This is a genomic window from Geodermatophilus sp. SYSU D00710, from assembly GCF_054050195.1.
Window position 1 is genome coordinate 14,288 of the sequence record NZ_JBJGYX010000020.1, and the last position, 19,001, is coordinate 33,288.

The following is a 19,001-nucleotide window of genomic DNA, read 5'->3' on the forward strand; positions in this document are numbered from 1 at the left end:
GGTCAGCCGGCCGGCACCGTCCAGAGCTCGCGCTGCGGCGAGCCCAGGAACGACGTCCCGGCCCGGGTGAGGACGACGGCCTCCTCCAGGCCCAGCCGCACCCCCTGGCCGCCCCACTCCGGCACCGTCGCGCGCACCGCGAGTTCCAGCGCGTAGACGGTGCCGGGGTGCAGCACCCGGTCGCCGTCGCCGGGGACGCCGCGCTGGTCGTCCCACCGGCCGATCGCCGGCCCGGCCCCGTGCCCGTGCACGCCGATCGGGTGGGAGTACACCTCCGCGGCGAGCCCCTCGGCGTCGGCGGCGGCGCGGGCGGCGGCGAGCACCTCGTTGCCGGTGCGCCCCGCGGTCAGCGCCTCGGCGGTCAGCGCCCGCACCCGGGTGCCGGCCGTCCACGCCGCCTGCAGTCCGGGCGGGGGAGCGGTCTCGCCGTGCCGCAGCAGGTAGCCGCTGCGCTGCAGGTCGGTGGCCAGGCCCAGGCTGGTGAGGCCGGCGTCGCAGGTGACCAGGTCGCCGGGCTCCAGGACGGCGTCCCGCGTCAGCGCAGGCAGCGCCACGCCGCCCTCGTCGAGCAGCGGGACCCCGGCGCGCTGCACGGTGACCCCCGGGTGGAACCACGGGGGGACGCCGAGGTCGGCCAGGCGCTGGTGCAGCCACCAGGCGAGGTCGCCCGCCGTCGTGGCGCCCGGCGTCAGCGCGGCGGGGGAGAACGCCTCGGCGAGCACCCGGTCGGTCAGCCGGTTGAGGGCGTCGAGGGCGGCGACCTCCTCGGGCAGCCGGGTCTCCAGCCAGCCGACGACGAGGTCCTCGGCCGACACCAGGCGCCCCGCCCACGGGCCCAGGGCGTCGGCCAGCGCCCGGTGCTCGGTGACGGTGAGCCCGTCGGCCGGCGCGCAGCGGGCCGAGACGTCGATGCCGATGCGGCGCGGTGCGGCCTGCTCGACGATCCGCCGGACGGCGTCCCACTCCCCGCCGTCCTCCGGCGACCAGCCGGGCAGGAACTGGCCGACCGGGTAGCGGGAGACGGCGACCGGCGTGACGCCGTCGTCGCTGCGGTGCAGCACGAGGACGGTCCGCCGCCGCGCCGACAGCCACACGGCCGGCAGCAGCGTCGCGAGCACCGGGTCCTCGTTGTTCTCCCGGCCGGTGACGATCCACAGGTCGATGCCCGCGCGGTCCATCAGCCCGGGCAGCAGCTCGAGCAGCCGCTCGGTCAGCCAGCGGTCGCGGACGTCGGCCTGCTGCCGCAGCGGCAGCGGCACCGTCCGGGTCGGGTCCGGGACCACCAGGGTCATGGGGACAGGGAAGCAGAGAACCGCCCTCCCCACCGGGTGAGGACGGGGACGCTCAGCGGACGTCGGAGGGCAGGGCCGGGCCCGGGACGGTCGGCGGGCCGAACCGCTCGCCCGACGGCGCGGGGCGGGGCCGCGGCGGGCAGGTGCCGGCCACCCGGTCGCGGCCGCCCTGCTTGGCCTCGTACATGGCGGCGTCGGCGCGGTCGACCAGCCACCACAGCGCGGCGGCGGGGTCCTCGCCGTCGACCGGCCGGGTCAGTGCGACGCCGATGGAGGCGGTGACGCCGTGGCCCTGCGCGGTGCGCGCGCCCGCCACGGCCTGCCGGAGCCGCTCGGCCAGCCGCTGCGCCTCCCCGGGATCGCCGACCAGGCCGAGCACCACCAGCTCCTCACCGCCCAGCCGCGCGAGGACGTCGCTGGGCCGGACGGTGGCCGACAGCGCCCGCGCCACGGTCTGCAGGACGGCGTCGCCGACGGCGTGCCCGTGGACGTCGTTGACCTGCTTGAAGTGGTCGAGGTCGATGACCATCGCGGCCACCCGCAGGCCCTCGCGGCGGGCCTGTCGCCAGGTGCGCGGCGCCTGCTCGACGAGGTGGCGCCGGTTGGCCAGGCCGGTGAGCGGATCGCGGAGGGTGAGCGCCGCGGTCTCCGCCAGCAGCGCCCGCTCGCGGTGCCGCAGCACGGCCACGCAACCCGCGACCAGGTCGAGCATGCCGGCGTGCACGGCGACCTGGACGGCGAGACCGACCGGGTCGGGGTAGCTGGTCCACAGCGCGACCAGGAGCGCCAGCGGCGTGGCGACCATGTTGACCGCGAGCATCCACGGGCGCAGGAACCAGGCCGCCACGACCGCGGGGAACAGCAGCATGAGCGGCGTGGCGTAGCGCACCGGGTCCTCGATGCACAGCGCGACGACGGCGTAGATGAGGTCGCCGAGCAGCACCAGGCCGAAGGTCTGCCAGCGGCCGACACGCCGGCGCACCACCAGCGGCACCGCGGCGAGCAGGCAGGCGGCCATCGTCGCGCCGTAGGCGGTGCGCATGACGCCGTCGCGGACGACGCCGTCGAGGGCGAGGTTGACCAGCCCCGTGCCGCCGCCGGTGACCAGCAGCACGGCGAGCAGCAGGGCGGCCACTCGGGTCTCGGCGCCGTCCCGGCGCTGGGCGGGCGCCGGACCGTCCAGGTCACGCGCTCGGACCGTCACGGGCGAGAGGATGCCTCATGAGACGGCCGGAGCGGGGCGCCTCGCGCACGCGGGACGGCGTCGTCCGCCACGACCGGGCGGCCGGGGGTTCACCGCGGCCCTCGCCGGGGCACGCTCAGGGGGACGGTCGTCGACGAGGAGGTGCCCCCGTGGCGCAGGGACCGTGGTTCTACTGCCTGAAGCACAACACCGTCGAGGACCGGGACGGGTGCGCGGAGCGGCACCGGCTGGGGCCCTACGCCACCCGCGAGGAGGCCGCGAACGCGCTGCAGTCGGTGGCCGAGCGCAACGAGCGCCTCGACGCCGAGGACCGGGAGTGGCGGGAGGGCGACTGACCCGCGCCCGTCCGCTCTGCCGGCTCGTTCCGCGTGCCGCGGGTCCGATCTAGCCCGCGGAGCACGGAACCGGCCCGCAGGGCGGCCCGCGTCCACAACGCGTCGTCCGTCCACGGCCTGGCGCCCGGGCTCCCCCCGGTCTCCTCGCCGGACGACGGTCGGGCCGTGGAACCCCTGCTGCCGCCCGACCTCGTCCTCCGCCGGGACGCCCTGCACGGCGGCTGGTCCGACGAGGAGCTGACCGCCCGCCTGCGACGCGGGGAGCTCACCCGGTTGCGGCCGGGCGCCTACCTGACCGACCCGTCGTCCCTCGACGCGGTCGCGCGGCACCGGCACCTGGTGGTCGCGACGGTCGCGGCACTGCGCCGGCCCGCGGTCGTCAGCCACCAGTCGGCGGCGGTGCTGTGGGGACTGCCGCTGTGGGGCGTGCCGCTCGGCCGCGTGCACGTGACGCGGCGGCCACCGGCGTCCAGCGAGGTCGGCCGGTACCTGCGCTGCCACGTCGCCCGGTTGCCCGACGACGAGGTCACCACCGTGGACGGCGTCGTCGTCGCCACGCCTGCCCGCACGGCGCTGGACCTCGCCCGCACGCTGCCCGCCGAGGCCGCGGTCGTCGTTCTCGACGCGGCCCTCGGGCTCGGGCTCGTGCAGCGGGCGGACCTCGTGGCCCGGCTCGCCCGCATCGGGCACGTCCCGGCAGCCGACGTGCGGCACGGGCGATCGGGTTCGCCGACGCCCGCAGCGAGAGCGTGGGCGAGAGCCGGAGCCGCGTCCTCCTGCACGGGCTCGGCGTGCCGCCGTCGTCCCTGCAGTTCCCGGTCCGGACGGCCGGCGGGCGGCTCCTCGGCCGGGCCGACGTCGCCTGGGAGGAGGAGCGGGTCCTGGGCGAGTTCGACGGTCGGGTGAAGTACGGGCGGCTGCTGCGGCCGGGCCAGGACCCGGGTGACGCCGTCTTCGACGAGAAGCGGCGGGAGGACGCCATCCGCGACGAGGGCTGGGGAGTCGTCCGCTGGACCTGGGCCGACCTCGTCCCCGCCGTACTCGGCCCTCGCCTGCGACGGGCTCTGGAGCGGGGCCGGCGTCGCACCTCCTGAGTCCCTGCGGGGTCGTTCCGCGTGCTGCCGGTCCGATCGGCCCCGCAGCACACGGAAGCCGCCCGCAGAGAGGCCGGACCGCGGGAGGATCGGGGCGTGGTGCTCGTGAGTGCGGTCGCGGTCCTGCACGGGGCCGCCGTGATGCTCATGCTCACCGGCGCGCTGCTCGCGCTCCGGTGGCCCCGGCTGGTGCTCGTGCACGCACCGGTGGCGCTCGCGGTGCTGGCCGTGAACCTGGCCGGCGCCGCCTGCCCGCTGACCACGCTCGAGCTCGCGCTGAGGGAGCGGGCCGGGGCGGCGCCCTACGACGGCGGCTTCCTCGCCCACTACGTCTACGGCCCGCTGGGTCTCGACGTGGCGGCGACGTCCACCCAGGTCGGCACGTACGCGCTGGCGTTCGGCCTGAACGCGCTCGGCTACGGGCTCCTCCTGGCGCGGGCCCGGCGGGGGGCTCAGCCCAGCAGTCCCGCGACCGCCCAGGCGACCACCAGGCCCAGGACCACGGCGCCGGCGCCGAGCCACGCCCGCCGCGACCGCACCCCGGCCACCGCCATGCCCAGCGCGAGCGGGATGGCCAGCCCGACCGCGGTCACCGCCGACCACAGCAGCCCGCCGCCCAGGTCGGGCGGGTCGGCGCAGTCGACCAGGCAGCCGCTGAACGCGGCGTAGGAGAACAGCGCCGCGACGGCGATCGGCTGGGTCAGCAGCGTCGTCACCACGATGCCGAGCAGCACCCCGGCCACGCGGCGCACCACGGGCGGCCGCCGGGCGGGTCCGGCGGGCCGGTCGGGGGTGCCGTCGGCGGTCACCGGTCAGTCGAAGGAGTGCTCCGGGCCGGGGAAGACCCCGCCGCGCACCTCGTCGGCGTACTCCCGGGCCGCGCGCAGCAGCTCTCCGCGCAGGTCGGCGTACTTCTTCACGAACCGCGGCACCCGGCCGCCGTTGAGGCCGGCCATGTCCGGCCACACCAGCACCTGCGCGTCGCAGTCGGGCCCGGCGCCGATGCCGATCGTCGGGATGGCCAGCTCCCGGGTCACCTCGGCGGCGATCGCGGCGGGCACCATCTCCAGGACGACGGCGAACGCGCCGGCCTCCTGCACCGCGCGCGCGTCGGCGAGCAGCTGCTCGGCGCCGAGGCCGCGGCCCTGCACCCGGAACCCGCCGAGGGCGTGCTCGCTCTGCGGCGTGAAGCCGACGTGCGCCATCACCGGGATGCCGTTGTCGGAGAGCAGCCGGATCTGCGGCGCCACCCGCACCCCGCCCTCGAGCTTGACCGCCTGCGCGCCGCCCTCCTTCATCATCCGGACGGCGGTGGCGAACGCCTGCTGCGGCCCGGACTCGTAGCTGCCGAACGGCAGGTCGGCCACGATCAGCGACCGCGTGGTCGACCGGGTGACCGCCTTGGTCATCAGCAGCAGGTCCTCGACGGTGACCGGCACGGTCGAGGAGTGGCCGAGCACGACGTTGCCGGCCGAGTCGCCGACCAGCATCACCGGGATGCCGGCCTCCTCGAACACCGCGGCGGCGTAGGTGTCGTAGGCCGTGAGCATCGCCCACCGCTCCCCGCGCTCCTTGGCCTGCTGCAGGTGGTGGATGCGCACCCGGGCGGTCGACGTCCCCCCGTACAGCACCGACTCCGTCACGCCTGGGCTCCTTCGCGGACGCTGGGCAGGCTCTCCCGCCAGCGGTTGGTGATGGGCAGCCGCCGGTCGCGGCCGAAGGCCTTGAGGCTGATCTTCGTCCCGGGTGCCGACTGCCGGCGCTTGAACTCGGCGACGTCGACCAGCCGCAGGACGCGGGCCACCACCTCGGGGTCGTGGCCGCGCTCGAGCAGCTGGGCCATGCCGAGGTCGCGGTCGACGTAGTCGGCGACGACGGCGTCGAGCTCCTCGTAGGAGGGCAGGGAGTCGCTGTCCTTCTGCCCGGGCGCGAGCTCGGCCGACGGCGGCTTGTCGATGGAGTTCTGCGGGACGGGCTCGGTCTCCCCGCGCGCCCGGGCGTGGGCGTTGCGCCAACGGGCCAGCTCCCACACCAGCGTCTTGGGCACGTCCTTGATCGGCGCGAACCCGCCCGCGGCGTCGCCGTAGAGGGTCGAGTAGCCGACGGCGACCTCGCTCTTGTTGCCGGTGGTCAGCAGCAGGTGCCCGTGCTGGTTGGACAGGCCCATGAGCAGCGTGCCGCGGATGCGGGCCTGCAGGTTCTCCGCCGCGGTCCCCGACAGCTCGACCGCCGACTCGAACGCGTCGACCATCGGCGCGATCGGCACCGTGGAGAAGTGCAGGCCCAGTCGCCGGGCGCTGTCCGCGGCGTCGGCGAGCGAGTGCTCCGAGGACCACCGCGACGGCAGCGCCACCGCGTGCACCCGGTCGGCGCCCAGCGCGTCGACCGACAGCGCGGCCACCAGCGCGGAGTCGATGCCGCCGGAGAGACCGAGGACCACCGACGGGAAACCGTTCTTGTCGATGAAGTCCCGCAGGCCCAGCACCAGCGCCCGCCAGACCTCCTCGTGGTCGGACAGCGGCTCGGCGACCCGTCCCGGCCGTGGCTCGAAGGCGGCCAGCGGCTCCTCGGAGACGACGGTGCGGGTGACCGTCATCGGGCCGATCCGGCCCTCCCGCCGCTCGGGCACCCGGGCGCGGTCGAGGGTGAGGTCGACGCACAGCAGGTGCTCGACGAACTGCGGCGCCCGGGCCAGCAGCTCGCCGTCGGCGGCGACGACCAGCGAGTCGCCGTCGAAGACCAGCTCGTCCTGCCCGCCCACCAGGTTGCAGTAGACGATCGGGGCGCGGGCCTCGGCCGCGCGGCGCCGCACCAGCGGCAGCCGCAGGTCGTCCTTGGCCCGCTCGTAGGGGGAGGCGTTGGGGGAGACGACGAGGTCGACGCCGGCCTGCCCGGCCACGCCGCACGGGCCGCCCTCGACCCAGAGGTCCTCGCAGATGGTCAGGGCGACGTCGACGCCGTGCAGCCGCACCACCGGCAGCTCGGTGCCGGGGACGAAGTAGCGCGCCTCGTCGAAGACGCCGTAGTTGGGCAGGTGCCGCTTGGCGTAGCGGGCCACCACCTGCCCGCCGTGCAGCAGCGCGGCGGCGTTGCGCGGGGCGCCGCGGCGGGGGTTGGCGTCGCCGGGCCGGTCGTCGTCCTCGGGCACCCGGTCGACCGGCGCCGGTCCCGCGCCGGAGGTGTGCGCCAGGTACCCGACGACGACGGCGAGCCCGCCCAGGCCCTGCCCGGCGAGCGTGCCGGCGAGGTCGGTGAGGGCCTGCTCGCTGGCGGCGGCGAAGGACTCGCGCAGCACGAGGTCCTCGGCCGGGTAGCCGGTCAGCGTCATCTCGGGGAAGACCACCAGGTGCGCGCCGTCGTCGGCGGCCTTCCGCGCCCACTCGACGACGAGCGCGGCGTTGCCCTCCAGGTCGCCCACGCGGGTGTCGACCTGGGCCGACGCCACCCGTACCTGCACCGGCCGCTGATCGCTCACACCGGTCATCCTCGTCCCGCCGGAGGACCGGCGGGCCGGTGGGCGGTGTGACCAGCGCCACACCGGGCCTGTCGTGGGCCCGTGGTCGAGTGGCTCACGGTCGAGGTGCTCGACGGGGAGGAACCGGCGTCGTGCTGGAGGGCGTCTTCGACGACGACGAGCGGCTCGAGCGGTTCCGGGCGCTGCCCGCCGTCCGGGCCGCGCCGGCCCCGGCCGCACCCGGTCGCGGGGGCCGCTGCCCTGCCCCCGCCGGAGCCCGGCCTGCCCGTGCACCTCGGCGGCGAGCCCCCCGCCCGCGACGACGACCCGGGCGAGGTCGGGCCGGTCCGCGGCTGGGCCCGGCGGTCCCCGCAACGGGGACGCGGACGCGGTCCCGCGGCCCCGGGAGGGTGGAGGATCGGCTCCTCACCCGAGGAGGCGCTCGTGTCCGCAGCGGATCCCGTCGTCGTCGTCGGTGGCGGCCTGGCCGGCGCCAAGGCCGCCGAGACCCTGCGGGCCGAGGGTGGTGACGTGCCGGTCGTGCTCGTCGGGGCGGAGCCGGAGCTGCCCTACGAGCGCCCGCCGCTGTCCAAGCAGTACCTGCTGGGGAAGGCGGCGCGCGACGACGCGCACGTCCACGACACCGGCTGGTACGCCGACGCCGGCGTCGACCTGCGCACCGGTGTCGCGGTCACCGCGCTCGACCCGGCGGCCCACCGGGTCGAGCTCGGCACCGGCGAGCGGCTCGGCTACTCGCGGCTGCTGCTGGCCACCGGGGCCTCGCCCCGCCGGCTGGCGGTCCCGGGCGCCGACGCCGACGGGGTGCGCTACCTGCGCACCCTCGCCGACGCCGACCGGCTGGTCGCCGACCTCGCCGGCGGCGGGCGGCGGGTCGTCGTGGTCGGCGCCGGGTGGATCGGCCTGGAGGTGGCCGCCGCGGCGCGCGCGCACGGCCACCGGGTGACCGTCGTCGAGCCCCAGCCGACCCCGCTGCACGGCGTCCTCGGGCCGCTGATGGGGGAGGTGTTCGCGCGGCTGCACCGCTCGCACGGCGTCGACCTGCGCACCCGGACCGGCGTCCGCGGCGTCGTCGCGCCGGCCGGTCGGGTCACCGGGGTGGAGCTCGACGGCGGCGAGCAGGTGCCAGCAGACCTCGTCGTCGTCGGTATCGGGGTGGTGCCGGAGACCGGCCTGGCCGCGGCTGCGGGGCTCGACGTCGCCGACGGGATCCGCACCGATGCCGCCCTGCGCACCTCCGCACCCGACGTGTACGCCGCGGGCGACGTCGCCGCCGCCGACCACCCGCTGTACGGCCGGCCGGTGCGGGTGGAGCACTGGGCCAACGCGCTCAACCAGGGGCCGGCCGCGGCGCGGTCGGTGCTCGGCCAGGAGGTCGCCTACGACCGGGTGCCGTACTTCTTCTCCGACCAGTACGAGCTGGGCATGGAGTACTCGGGTCTCGGCCGGCCGGAGCACACCGTCGTCACCCGCGGGGACCCGGAGGAGGGGCCGTTCACCGCCTTCTGGCTGGACGGCGCCGGGCGGGTGACGGCGGGCATGAACGTCGACGTCTGGGACGTCACCGAGGCGGTCCAGGCGCTGGTCCGCGCCGGCCACCCGGTGGACCCCGCCGCGCTCACCGACCCGGACACGCCGCTCGAGAGCCTGGCGCCGGCGCGCTGAGCCCGGACCGGCCGCTCAGGAGACGAGCGCGGCGAGCTGCTCGGCGTGGTCGCGCTGGTGCGCCGGCAGGAAGGCCAGCAGGTCGGCCAGCGACGCCGGCCCGTCGACCTCGTGCACCCCGACCGCGTCCAGCCGGTCGGGACGGACCGTCCGGACGGCCCGCAGCAGCCCGGCCTGGGCGACCGCCAGCTCGGCCACCAGCACCGCCGGCGGGGTGGCGCGGTAGCCGGCCACCCGCTCGGGGGCGTCGGGGACGAAGTCGGGCAGCGCCGGACGGGTGCCGCGGCCGATCCGCTCGATCCGGTCGGTGAAGACCCGCGCGCTGTCGCGCAGGTGGCCGGCGACGTCCCAGGCGGTCCAGTCCAGCTCGGTCGCGTACTCCGGGAAGTGCCCCCGCCGCACCAGGCGCCGGCGGTCCTCCGGCGCGAGGGGCCGCACGGGCCGCCCGGCGGCCCGGGTCAGGAGGGCGGCCACCCGGCGCTGCTGCTCGGCCAGCGCGGTGGAGGCGGCCGCGACCTGCTCGGCCGGGTCGGTGTCCGTGAGGATGGGCGTCGTGGTCACGGCGGGCAGCCTGGCCGACCGCGGGCGCACGCCACCAGCGGCAGGACGGCCGCCGTCCGCCGGGATCCTGCCAGCGCCGGTCAGTCGCCGAGGAACGCCCGCTGGGCGGTCGGTGGCCACCAGACGACGACCTTGGTCCGCAGCACGGCGCCCAGGCGGCGGTAGAACCGCTGCGCTGCCGTGTTGTCCTCGCGGACCTCCCACCGCACGACGAGGTCCTCGGCGGTGGCCAGCCGGGCCAGCTCGGCCATCAGGAGCCGGCCGACCCCGGCGTCGCGGTGCCCGTCCCGGACGAACAGGTCGTCGAGCGCCAGCACGTCGGTGCCCAGCCACAGGTGCAGCCGGCGGACGGCGGAGACGTAGCCGGCCGGCTCGCCGCCGCGCTCGGCGAGCAGCACGACGACGTCGCCGCGTGCCAGCAGCTGCGCCCACCGCTGCTCGGTGCCGTCGAAGGGGTCGCCCTCGAGCGCGGCGATCTCGCCGACCATCGCGACCACGGCCGCGGCGTCGTCGGGACCGGCGCGGCGGACGGTCGGGGCGGGGGTCACGGCGGTCTCCTCGGGAGGGGGCGGGGTGCCGGTGTGCCCGGCGCCCGGAGCGGGCAGGCTGTGCACCGACGTCACACCCCGGACACGAGCGGACCCGATCATGGCCAGCATGGACCGACAGCAGGAGTTCGTCCTGCGCACCCTCGAGGAACGCGACATCCGCTTCGTGCGGCTGTGGTTCACCGACGTCTCGGGCTACCTCAAGGCCGTCGCCGTCGCGCCGGCCGAGATCGAGGCCGCCTTCGCCGAGGGCATCGGCTTCGACGGCTCGGCCATCGAGGGCTTCGCGCGGGTCTACGAGTCCGACATGCTCGCCAAGCCCGACCCGGGCACGTTCCAGGTGATGCCCGCGACCCACGGGCGGCCCAGCGACACCGCGCGGATGTTCTGCGACATCACGCTGCCCGACGGGTCGCCGGCCTGGGCCGACCCGCGGCACGTGCTGCGCCGGGCGCTGTCGAAGGCCGCCGAGATGGGCTTCACCTTCTACACCCACCCCGAGGTCGAGTTCTTCCTGCTCAAGGACCTGCCCACCGACGGCAGCCCGCCCGAGCCCGCCGACACCGGCGGCTACTTCGACCTGTCCACGCACAACGTGGCCCACGACTTCCGGCGCGAGGCGGTCTTCGCGCTGGAGGCCATGGGGATCTCGGTGGAGTTCAGCCACCACGAGGTCGCGCCGGGCCAGCAGGAGATCGACCTGCGCTACGCCGACGCGCTGTCGATGGCCGACAACGTGATGACGCTGCGGCACGTCGTCCGCGAGGTCGCCCTGGCCCAGGGCGTGCACGCCACCTTCATGCCCAAGCCGTTCACCGACCTGGCCGGCTCGGCGATGCACACCCACGTGTCGCTGTTCGAGGGCGACCGCAACGCCTTCCACGACCCCGCCGACCCGATCCGGCTCTCGGCCACCGGGCGGCAGTTCATCGCCGGCCTGCTCACCCACGCCCGCGAGTTCACCGCCGTCACCAACCAGACGGTCAACTCCTACCGGCGGCTGCTGGCCGGCACCGAGGCGCCGACGGCGGCCACCTGGGGCCGGGCCAACCGCTCGGCGCTGGTCCGGCTGCCCTCCTACAAGCCGAACAAGGGGCAGTCGGCGCGGATCGAGGTCCGCTCGCCGGACTCCGCGTGCAACCCCTACCTCACCTTCGCCGTGCTGCTGGCCGCCGGGCTGCGGGGCATCGAGAAGGGCTACGAGCTGCCGCCCGAGGCCGAGGACGACGTCTGGTCACTCACCGACACCGAGCGCCGCGCCGCCGGGTACGAGGACCTGCCGGTGTCCCTGGGCGAGGCGCTGACGGCGATGCAGGGCAGCGAGCTCGTGGCCGAGACCCTCGGCGAGCACGTGTTCGAGTTCTTCCTCCGCAACAAGTGGGAGGAGTTCAACTCCTACCGCCAGAACGTGACGCCCTTCGAGCTCAAGCGCTACCTCCCGGGCCTGTAGAGCCATTGTCGCGACAAAGGCACCCGTAGGCGCCGACACCGCGGTGAGGGCACCTGCGAGGCGCGGGGGCGACGAGGTCCTTCTACTAACCTCGACGCCGTGCCGGACCGTCCCCGCCTGCTCGTCGTCGTCCCCAGCGAGACCGCCCCGCCCGCGCGCCTGGCCGACTGGCTGCGCGCGGCCGGGCTGGACCTCGACGAGCGGCACCTCGACGCCGGCGACGAGGTCCCCGCCGACCTGGCCGGTTTCGACGGGCTGGTCGTCATGGGCGGCCCGCAGTCCAGCGTCGACGACGGCGCCACCGAGCTGGAGCCGGTCCGCGCGCTGCTGGCGAAGGCCCTGGCCGACGACGCCCCCACGCTGGCGGTGTGCCTGGGCGCGCAGCTGCTGGCCCAGGCCGGCGGCGGGCGGGTGCGCGAGGGCGTCGAGGGCCCCGAGGTCGGGGCGCTGCTGGTGGCCAAGCGCGACGCTGCCGCCGACGACCCGGTGTTCGGCCCGCTCCCGCTCTCGCCCGACGTCATCCAGTTCCACCACGACGAGGTCTGCGAGCTGCCGCCCGGGGCCACCCTGCTGGCGAGCAGCCCGGTCTACGTCCACCAGGCCTTCCGGGTGGGCCGGCGGGTCTACGGGTTGCAGTTCCACATCGAGACGACGCCGGAGATCGTGCGCGAGTGGGCCGAGCGGGACACCGTCGGCGTCGCGGCGAGCCCGTGGGACCGCGAGACGCTGGTCCGGCTGACCGACGCGGTGCACCCCGACCTCGAGGAGGTCTGGGCACCGTTCGCCGCCCGCTTCGCCGACCTGGTGCGCGCCGGCCACGGGGCCCCGGTCTGAGCCGGTGACCGCGTCCCGGGAGGTACCCCGCCGCGCGGTCGTGCGGCTGGCCCGGTTCGGCTTCCACGACGGCGAGCGGGCGGCGCTGCTGCTGTCCGACCCCGCGCTGGGGCTGTGGGACCTCGACCGCAACGAGCCCGCCGACCCGGAGGCCGGCTCGGTGGTGTCCGCGCTGGCCCGTGCCGGCGACCCCGACCTCGCCGTCCGCTCGCTCACCCGGCTGGTCGAGGCCCTCGACGCCGCCGACCCCACCGGCGGCTCGGCCGCGGCGCTCCTCGCCCGGCTGCGCGGCTCGGCCGTGCTGCGCGCCCGGCTGCTGTCGGTCCTGGGCGCGAGCGCCGGCCTGGCCGACCACCTCGCCGCCCACCCCGGCGACTGGACGGTCCTCGACGCCGACAGCCGGGGCCCGGTGCGGCCCACCGCGCTGGCACTCGAGCGGGACCTGCTGGTCGCCGTCGGCGCCGACCCCGACGACCCGCCGTGGGGGATCCGGCTCGGCCGGGCCGCGCCCGACGCCTCGCCGCAGCGGGTGGCCGCGCTGCGGCTGGCCCACCGACGGGCGGTGCTGTCCCTGGCCGGGCGCGACCTGGGGGAGGGGCTGTCGGCCGAGGACGTCGCCGCCGAGCTCGCCGACATCGCCGCCGCGGTGCTCACCGCCGGGCTGGCGATCGCCGTGGCCGAACAGCCCGAGGGCGCGGCTCCCTGCCGGCTGGCGGTCATCGGGCTGGGCAAGTGCGGCGGCCGGGAGCTCAACTACGTCAGCGACGTCGACGTCGTGTTCGTGGCCGAGCCGGTCGACCCCAGCGAGCCGGAGGCGCCGGCCGTGCAGAGCGCGACCCGGGTGGCCGCCGCGCTCATGCGGATCTGCGGGCAGGCGGCCTGGGAGGTCGACGCCGCGCTGCGCCCGGAGGGCAAGGCCGGGCCGCTGGTGCGCACGCTGTCCGGCCACGCCGCCTACTACCGGCAGTGGGCCAGCACCTGGGAGTTCCAGGCCCTGCTCAAGATGCGCCCGGTGGCCGGCGACCCCGACCTGGGCCGGTCCTACGTCGACGAGCTGTTCCCGCTGGTGTGGCAGGCCGGCGACCGCCCCGGCTTCGTCGCCGAGGTGCAGGCGATGCGCCGGCGGGTGGAGGACAACATCCCGCCGGCCCAGGTCGAGCGGGAGCTCAAGCTCGGCCGCGGCGGGCTGCGCGACGTCGAGTTCGCCGTCCAGCTGCTGCAGCTGGTGCACGGCCGGGTCGACGTCCGGCTGCGGGTCGGCGGCACGCTCCCGGCGCTGGCCGCGCTGCGGGCCGGCGGCTACGTCGGCCGCGACGACGCCGACACGCTCATCGCCTCCTACCGGTTCCTGCGCACCGTGGAGCACCGGCTCCAGCTGCTGCGGCTGCGGCGCACCCACCTGCTGCCCACCGACGAGCAGCAGCTGCGCTGGCTGGCCCGGTCGCTGGGCTACAAGCCCGACCCCCGCGGCAGCGCCGTCGACGTGCTGCGCGCCGAGCTGGCGCTGCACACCCGCGAGGTGCGCCGGCTGCACGAGAAGCTCTTCTACCGGCCGCTGCTGTCGGCCGTGGCCCGGGTGCCGGCCGAGGCCGCGCAGCTGGGCAGCGAGGCGGCCGGTGACTGGCTGCGCGCGCTGGGCTTCGCCGACCCGCCGGGCGCGCTGCGGCACATGGCGGCGCTGACCGGCGGGGTGTCGCGCTCGGCGTCGATGCAGAAGTACCTGCTGCCGGTCGTGCTGCAGACCCTCGCCGACTGCGCCGACCCCGACGCCGGGCTGCTCGCCTACCGGCAGGTCAGCGAGGCCCTCGGCGGCAACCAGTGGTACCTGCGGCTGCTGCGCGACGAGGGGCAGGTGGCCGAGCGGCTGGCGCGGCTGCTCGGCTCCAGCCAGTACGTGGCCGCGCTGCTCACCCGCACCCCCGAGGCGCTGCGCATCCTCGCCGACGACGACGAGCTCGAGCCGCGGGCCGCCGCGACGCTGGCCGGGGCCTGGCGGGCCGCCGCCGCCCGGTCGGCCGACCCGCAGGCCGCGATCGGCGTGCTGCGGGCCCAGCGCCGGCAGGAGCTGCTGCGGATCGCCGCGGCCGACCTGCTCGGCCGGCTCGACGTCGTCCGGGTCGGGCAGGCGCTCACCGACGTCGCCGTCGCCGCCCTGCAGGCCGGTCTCGACGTCGCCGTCCGCGCGTGGGCCCGGGAGGCCGGGGTCGCCGCCGAGGACGTGCCGGTCGAGCTCGCCGTCATCGGCATGGGCCGGCTCGGCGGCGGCGAGATGGGCTACGGCTCCGACGCCGACGTCCTCTTCGTGCACCGGGCGCGGCCCGGCACCGACGAGGGCTCGGCGACCCAGGCCGCGAACGCCGTCGCGCACACGCTGCGCCGGCTGCTCGCCGAGCCCGCGCCCGACCCGGCGTTCGAGATCGACGCCGACCTGCGACCCGAGGGCCGGCAGGGCGCGCTCGTCCGCAGCCTCGACGCCTTCCGCGAGTACTACGAGCGCTGGGTGTCGGTGTGGGAGGTGCAGGCGCTGCTGCGGGCGGTGCCGGTGGCCGGCAGCCCGGAGCTCGGGGCGGCGTTCGTCGAGCTGGTCGACCCGCTGCGCTACCCCGCCGCCGGCCTCACCGACGCCCAGGTCGCCGAGATCCGCCGGATCAAGGCGCGGGTCGAGCGCGAGCGGCTGCCCCGTGGCGCCGACCCCGCCACCCACACCAAGCTCGGCCGCGGCGGGCTGGCCGACGTCGAGTGGACCGTCCAGCTCCTGCAGCTGCAGCACGCCGCCCGGGTGCCGTCGTTGCGGTTGACCTCGACGGTCGGGGCGCTCGCGCAGCTGACCGCTGCCGGGCTGGTCGAGCGCGCGCAGGCCGACGCGCTGCGGGAGGCGTGGGAGCTGGCCAGCCGGGCGCGCAACGCCGTCTTCCTGGTCCGCGGCCGGCCCAGCGACCAGCTGCCCCGGCCCGGGCTGGAGCTGGCCGGGGTGGCGCGGGCCAGCGGCTGCGGGCCCGACGTCGACCCCGGGCGGTTCCTCGACGACTACCGCCGCACCACCCGGCACGCGCGCGGCGTCGTCGAGCAGGTGTTCTACGGCTATCCCGCCGAGGGCTGACCGGCGGGTGTGCCGGGTGCCGCGGCGGGGCACGCTGGGGGAGTGAGCTCCGCCGTCCCCGCCGACGACCCGACCGACCACCCGTCCGACGACGCCACCGCGGACTCCTCCGCGGCCGGCGCCACCATCACGCCCTACCGCGACGGGCCGCTCATCGTCCGCGGCGACTTCCGGCTGGTCGACCAGGACGGCGCCGAGATCGACCCCGGGCGCCGGACGGTGGCGCTGTGCCGCTGCGGGAAGTCGGGCATCAAGCCGTTCTGCGACGGCACCCACAAGCGCTCGGGGTTCGCCGCGCCCAGCGCGCCGAGCCGGCCGCGCCCGGCCGCGGCGCTCCACAGCGCGGACCGGCCGGGCCCCGAGCCCGGCTGACGACGGGCGGGCCTTCCGCAGGGGCCTGCGTCAGGCGACCAGTGACGGCTCCCCGCGCAGCGCCGAGGAACCGGCCTCCCAGGCGCCCAGGAGGTGACCGGCGGCCAGCCCGTCGAGCGCCAGGGAGCACGCGGCGCCGAAGATGACGTCGTCGGCCAGGGCGGGGTCCTCGGCGACGAGCGAGCCGCACATGTCGACCGCGGCGATCTGCTCGTGGACGGCGTCGGCCTCGACGTGCTCGTCGTAGAAGACGGTCGTGCGCTCGTCGTGGCCCAGGCGGCGCAGGCCCGAGGAGTAGCGGCGGCTGGGCTCGGAGGAGGTCATCTCCACACAGGCCAGGTGGCCCAGCGCCGCGGCCCGCCAGCGACGGTGCAGGCCGAACAGCGACATCGTGTTCACCGAGGTGAACGCGACCGCCGGGGCGACGTCCCACAGCGCGCCGTAGCGGGCGTCGAGGCCGAGGTCGCGCATCATCCCGGCGAACAGCTCGCTGTGCATGCGCTCGGCGGAGCCCCCGCCGTACTCGTCGGCCTGGATCTCCACCATCGCGGCCTTCGCCCGGCCGGACAGCCGCGGGACGGCGAAGGTGTGCGGGTCACCCTCCTTGAGGTGGTAGACCGACCGCAGCGTCAGGTACTCCCGCCACTGCTCGGGCGTGCCGTGCCGGGCCATGTACCGCGACAGCGAGGGGCCGCCGTCGGCGGCGATCAGCGCGGCCAGCTGCCGGTCCACCGGGTCGCCGGTCGCCACCGTCGGGCCGGTCAGCTCCCGCAGGGCGGCCAGGTGCCGACGCTCCAGGTGCCCGCGCAGCGTGATCAGGTCCGGGTCCCACTCGAGTGCGTCGTCCACGCCGTCGAACCCGCGGTAGTGCAGCTCGTAGCAGACCGCCAGCGCCACCTGCAGGTCGTCGTCGAGCAGCGGCGCGGCCGCGGCCTGCGCGGTCTCACGGGCCAGCTCGACGGTGGCGGCCGCCACCTCGCCGGCGAGCAGGTCGTCGCCCAGGGCAGCGGTCAGGGGACCCCGGGACTCCGGAACGCGCATGTGATCACCATGCCCAGCGGTCCCCACTTCGATGCACCGCGCACGATGTGATGTCGCCCCGGGTAGTGCCCGGCCATGGCAGACCTGCGCGACCGCGTCGTCCTCGTCACCGGCGGCAGCGCCGGCATCGGCCGTGCCACCGTCGCCCGGCTGGCCGGAGCGGGGGCGCGGGTGGTCACCTGCGCCCGCGACGGCGACCGGCTCGGGGAGGCGGTCACGAGCCTGCCCGGGGTCACCGGGGTGGTCGCCGACGTCGCCCGGGCCGACGACCGGGAGCGGCTCGTGCAGCGGGCGCTGGCCGAGCACGGCCGGCTCGACGCCGTCGTCCTCAACGCCGGGCTGGCCTACGCCGCCCTGGTGGAGGACACGCCCCGGGAGGTGGTCGAGGGCATGGTGGCGACCAACCTGACCGGGGTCGTGGACCTGACCCGGCTGGCGCTGCCTCACCTGCTCGCCGCGGCGGCCGGCCGCGGGCGGGGTGACCTGCTCGTGGTCAGCTCCTCGGCCGGGCTGGCGCAGGTGCCGCCGCTGACCGTCTACTCGGCCACCAAGGCGGGGGTGCAGGGGTTCCTCTCCGGCCTGCGGCGGGAGGTCACCGCCCGCGGGGTCCGGGTGCACGCGGTCCTGCCCGGGCCGGTGGCCACCGAGTGGATGGCGCGGGGGCACGGGTCGCCCCCGGCCTCCGACGACGACGCCCGCGGCCGGCTGACCCCGGGCGTCGCGACCGAGCGGGTCGCCGACCGCGTCGCCGGCTGCCTGACGTCGTACTGGTCGCGCTCGGTCGCCGTCCCGCGGGTCATGGGACTGGCCCGGCTGGGCGAGGTCTTCCCCGTCAACCGGGCGCTGGACCTGGTGCTCTCCCGGCAGGCCGACCGGATCCGGCGGGTCGCCGCCCGCATGGTCGACGAGCGGACCGGGTGAGGCGGCCGTGCCCTTCGACCCGCCGTCGGCGGTCCTGCGCACCACCGGCGCCGACGGCTGGACCCTCGTGGAGCCGCTGACCTACGTCGGCCGGCGCGACCGCTTCGTCGTGCCGGCGGGCTTCTCCACCGACCTGGCCACCGTGCCGCGCCCGGTGCTCTGGCTGGTGCCGAGGGCCGGTCGCTACACCCTCGCGGCGGTGCTGCACGACTGGCTGTGCACGGTGGGGATCGCCACCGGCGCGGTCACCTCCCGGCAGGCCGACGGGGTGTTCCGCCGCGCGATGCGCGAGGCCGACGTCCCGGTGCTGCTGCGGTGGCTGATGTGGACCGGCGTCCGGTGGGGAGCGCTGGCCGATCCGGAACGACGGCGCGGGTGGCTGCTGACGGCGCCGGGCGTGCTGGCCATCTCCCTGCTGGCCGCGCCGCTGGTGCTGCCGCCCTCGCTGCTGGTGCTGCCCGGGCTGGCCGTCTACGCCGCGCTCGAGCGCCTGGTGTCGGGGGAGCGGGGCATCCGGCCGTGGTCGCGCCACTGACGGCCGGACCGCCCCGCCCCCGCCCGGCTACGCCCGCGGCAGCACCGGGTCGCTGCCGCCGGCGCCCGGCCGGCAGCGGCGCAGCCGGCGCGCGGTGAGCCACCCGCCACGCAGCGCGCCGTGCGTGCGCAGCGCCTCCAGGCCGTAGGTCGAGCAGGTCGGCGTGAACCGGCAGACCGGCAGGCGGGTGGGGCTGACCCGCTCGCGGTAGGCGACGACGAACCGGACCGGCCACCGCGCCGCCCGAGGCGTGCCGGCCGGCGCCGGGGTGACCAGGGCCGCGGGCAGCGCCAGCCACAGCAGGCTGAACAGGCCGATGGCGTCGCAGCCCTCGTCGCATCCGTCGCAGGAGGAGCCGCTGGACCCCTTCGACCGTCGGTGGGCTCGGCGTCGGGTGCACCCGGGGCGGTTGATCACGGGGCGGCATGGTGCAGGGCGACCGGCGTCCGGGGAAGGACCGTCCGCGCGAGTCGTCCGCGCAACGGTTCGTCCCGCCCGTCCCGGGCGTCCCCTCCCGCCCCGCGGGCCACGGGGTCCGGCCGGGCGACTGCCGACCCTGAGGACACGACCCGCAGCC

General features: G+C 76.8%; 19 protein-coding genes and 1 pseudogene. 11 read left to right on the forward strand and 9 right to left on the reverse strand.

All coding sequences use genetic code 11. From position 1 onward, the window contains the following. Positions 1–2: 2 nt before the first annotated feature. Positions 3–1,292 (reverse strand): M24 family metallopeptidase, encoded by a 1,290-nt coding sequence (locus ACI78U_RS11495; protein WP_456875444.1) that lies wholly within the window; start codon positions 1,290–1,292, stop codon positions 3–5. A gap of 52 nt (positions 1,293–1,344) precedes the next feature. Next, positions 1,345–2,496, reverse strand: coding sequence for a diguanylate cyclase (locus ACI78U_RS11500; RefSeq protein WP_456875445.1), 1,152 nt, complete (start codon positions 2,494–2,496; stop codon positions 1,345–1,347). A gap of 149 nt (positions 2,497–2,645) precedes the next feature. Here ACI78U_RS11500 and ACI78U_RS11505 point away from each other — a divergent pair, with 149 nt between their 5' ends. From ACI78U_RS11505 to ACI78U_RS11520, 4 genes and pseudogenes are all read left to right on the forward strand, one after another. Next, positions 2,646–2,831, forward strand: a complete 186-nt coding sequence (locus ACI78U_RS11505; RefSeq protein ID WP_456875446.1) for a hypothetical protein — start codon at positions 2,646–2,648, stop codon at positions 2,829–2,831. Between the two features lie 165 nt (positions 2,832–2,996). Continuing rightward, complete coding sequence (locus ACI78U_RS11510; protein ID WP_456875447.1) at positions 2,997–3,737, forward strand: type IV toxin-antitoxin system AbiEi family antitoxin domain-containing protein; 741 nt, start codon at positions 2,997–2,999, stop codon at positions 3,735–3,737. Next, positions 3,734–3,925: a hypothetical protein gene (locus ACI78U_RS11515; RefSeq protein WP_456875448.1), complete on the forward strand. Its 192-nt coding sequence runs from the start codon at positions 3,734–3,736 to the stop codon at positions 3,923–3,925. The genes ACI78U_RS11510 and ACI78U_RS11515 overlap by 4 nt, the downstream gene beginning before the upstream one ends. 105 nt (positions 3,926–4,030) lie before the next feature. Then, positions 4,031–4,327: pseudogene (locus ACI78U_RS11520) on the forward strand (DUF2784 domain-containing protein); the annotation flags it as partial. Between the two features lie 50 nt (positions 4,328–4,377). Here ACI78U_RS11520 and ACI78U_RS11525 read toward each other — a convergent pair. The 3 genes from ACI78U_RS11525 to ACI78U_RS11535 are packed head-to-tail and all read right to left on the reverse strand — an operon-like array spanning position 4,378 to position 7,400. Then, positions 4,378–4,734, reverse strand: a complete 357-nt coding sequence (locus tag ACI78U_RS11525) for a hypothetical protein (RefSeq protein WP_456875502.1) — start codon at positions 4,732–4,734, stop codon at positions 4,378–4,380. A gap of 3 nt (positions 4,735–4,737) precedes the next feature. Further along, on the reverse strand, positions 4,738–5,568 hold the full coding sequence (panB, locus tag ACI78U_RS11530; RefSeq protein WP_456875449.1) for a 3-methyl-2-oxobutanoate hydroxymethyltransferase: 831 nt from the start codon (positions 5,566–5,568) through the stop codon (positions 4,738–4,740). After that, positions 5,565–7,400, reverse strand: a complete 1,836-nt coding sequence (locus ACI78U_RS11535) for an NAD+ synthase (RefSeq protein WP_456875450.1) — start codon at positions 7,398–7,400, stop codon at positions 5,565–5,567. The genes panB and ACI78U_RS11535 overlap by 4 nt, the downstream gene beginning before the upstream one ends. A 423-nt stretch (positions 7,401–7,823) precedes the next feature. Here ACI78U_RS11535 and ACI78U_RS11540 point away from each other — a divergent pair, with 423 nt between their 5' ends. Continuing rightward, entirely contained in the window at positions 7,824–9,062 is a 1,239-nt protein-coding gene (locus tag ACI78U_RS11540; protein ID WP_456875451.1) for an NAD(P)/FAD-dependent oxidoreductase, read from the forward strand. Positions 9,063–9,077: 15 nt separating this feature from the next. On the opposite strand, the gene ACI78U_RS11545 is transcribed toward ACI78U_RS11540, so the two are convergent. Next, complete coding sequence (locus ACI78U_RS11545) at positions 9,078–9,623, reverse strand: DinB family protein (protein ID WP_456875452.1); 546 nt, start codon at positions 9,621–9,623, stop codon at positions 9,078–9,080. An 80-nt stretch (positions 9,624–9,703) separates the two neighbouring features. Then, positions 9,704–10,171 carry an N-acetyltransferase family protein gene (locus tag ACI78U_RS11550; protein ID WP_456875453.1) on the reverse strand — a complete coding sequence of 156 codons (468 nt, stop codon included), beginning with the start codon at positions 10,169–10,171 and terminating at the stop codon, positions 9,704–9,706. Between the two features lie 109 nt (positions 10,172–10,280). Between ACI78U_RS11550 and glnA the strand changes: the two genes are divergently transcribed. From glnA to ACI78U_RS11570, 4 genes are all read left to right on the forward strand, one after another. Beyond that, positions 10,281–11,621: a type I glutamate--ammonia ligase gene (gene glnA, locus ACI78U_RS11555; protein ID WP_456875454.1), complete on the forward strand. Its 1,341-nt coding sequence runs from the start codon at positions 10,281–10,283 to the stop codon at positions 11,619–11,621. 99 nt (positions 11,622–11,720) lie between these two features. Next, entirely contained in the window at positions 11,721–12,455 is a 735-nt protein-coding gene (locus ACI78U_RS11560; RefSeq protein ID WP_456875455.1) for a type 1 glutamine amidotransferase, read from the forward strand. A gap of 4 nt (positions 12,456–12,459) precedes the next feature. Beyond that, positions 12,460–15,555 (forward strand): bifunctional [glutamine synthetase] adenylyltransferase/[glutamine synthetase]-adenylyl-L-tyrosine phosphorylase, encoded by a 3,096-nt coding sequence (locus tag ACI78U_RS11565; RefSeq protein ID WP_456875456.1) that lies wholly within the window; start codon positions 12,460–12,462, stop codon positions 15,553–15,555. 42 nt (positions 15,556–15,597) lie between these two features. After that, entirely contained in the window at positions 15,598–15,927 is a 330-nt protein-coding gene (locus ACI78U_RS11570; RefSeq protein ID WP_456875457.1) for a CDGSH iron-sulfur domain-containing protein, read from the forward strand. Positions 15,928–15,957: 30 nt separating this feature from the next. On the opposite strand, the gene ACI78U_RS11575 is transcribed toward ACI78U_RS11570, so the two are convergent. Next, on the reverse strand, positions 15,958–16,968 hold the full coding sequence (locus tag ACI78U_RS11575; protein ID WP_456875458.1) for an iron-containing redox enzyme family protein: 1,011 nt from the start codon (positions 16,966–16,968) through the stop codon (positions 15,958–15,960). A gap of 75 nt (positions 16,969–17,043) precedes the next feature. Here ACI78U_RS11575 and ACI78U_RS11580 point away from each other — a divergent pair, with 75 nt between their 5' ends. Beyond that, the gene (locus ACI78U_RS11580) at positions 17,044–17,889 is read left to right on the forward strand and encodes an SDR family NAD(P)-dependent oxidoreductase (RefSeq protein ID WP_456875459.1); all 846 of its coding nucleotides are present in this window, start codon (positions 17,044–17,046) and stop codon (positions 17,887–17,889) included. A 7-nt stretch (positions 17,890–17,896) separates the two neighbouring features. Beyond that, positions 17,897–18,424 (forward strand): DUF1353 domain-containing protein, encoded by a 528-nt coding sequence (locus ACI78U_RS11585; protein WP_456875460.1) that lies wholly within the window; start codon positions 17,897–17,899, stop codon positions 18,422–18,424. 27 nt (positions 18,425–18,451) lie between these two features. On the opposite strand, the gene yidD is transcribed toward ACI78U_RS11585, so the two are convergent. Beyond that, positions 18,452–18,841 (reverse strand): membrane protein insertion efficiency factor YidD, encoded by a 390-nt coding sequence (yidD, locus tag ACI78U_RS11590; RefSeq protein WP_456875461.1) that lies wholly within the window; start codon positions 18,839–18,841, stop codon positions 18,452–18,454. Positions 18,842–19,001: the final 160 nt, after the last annotated feature.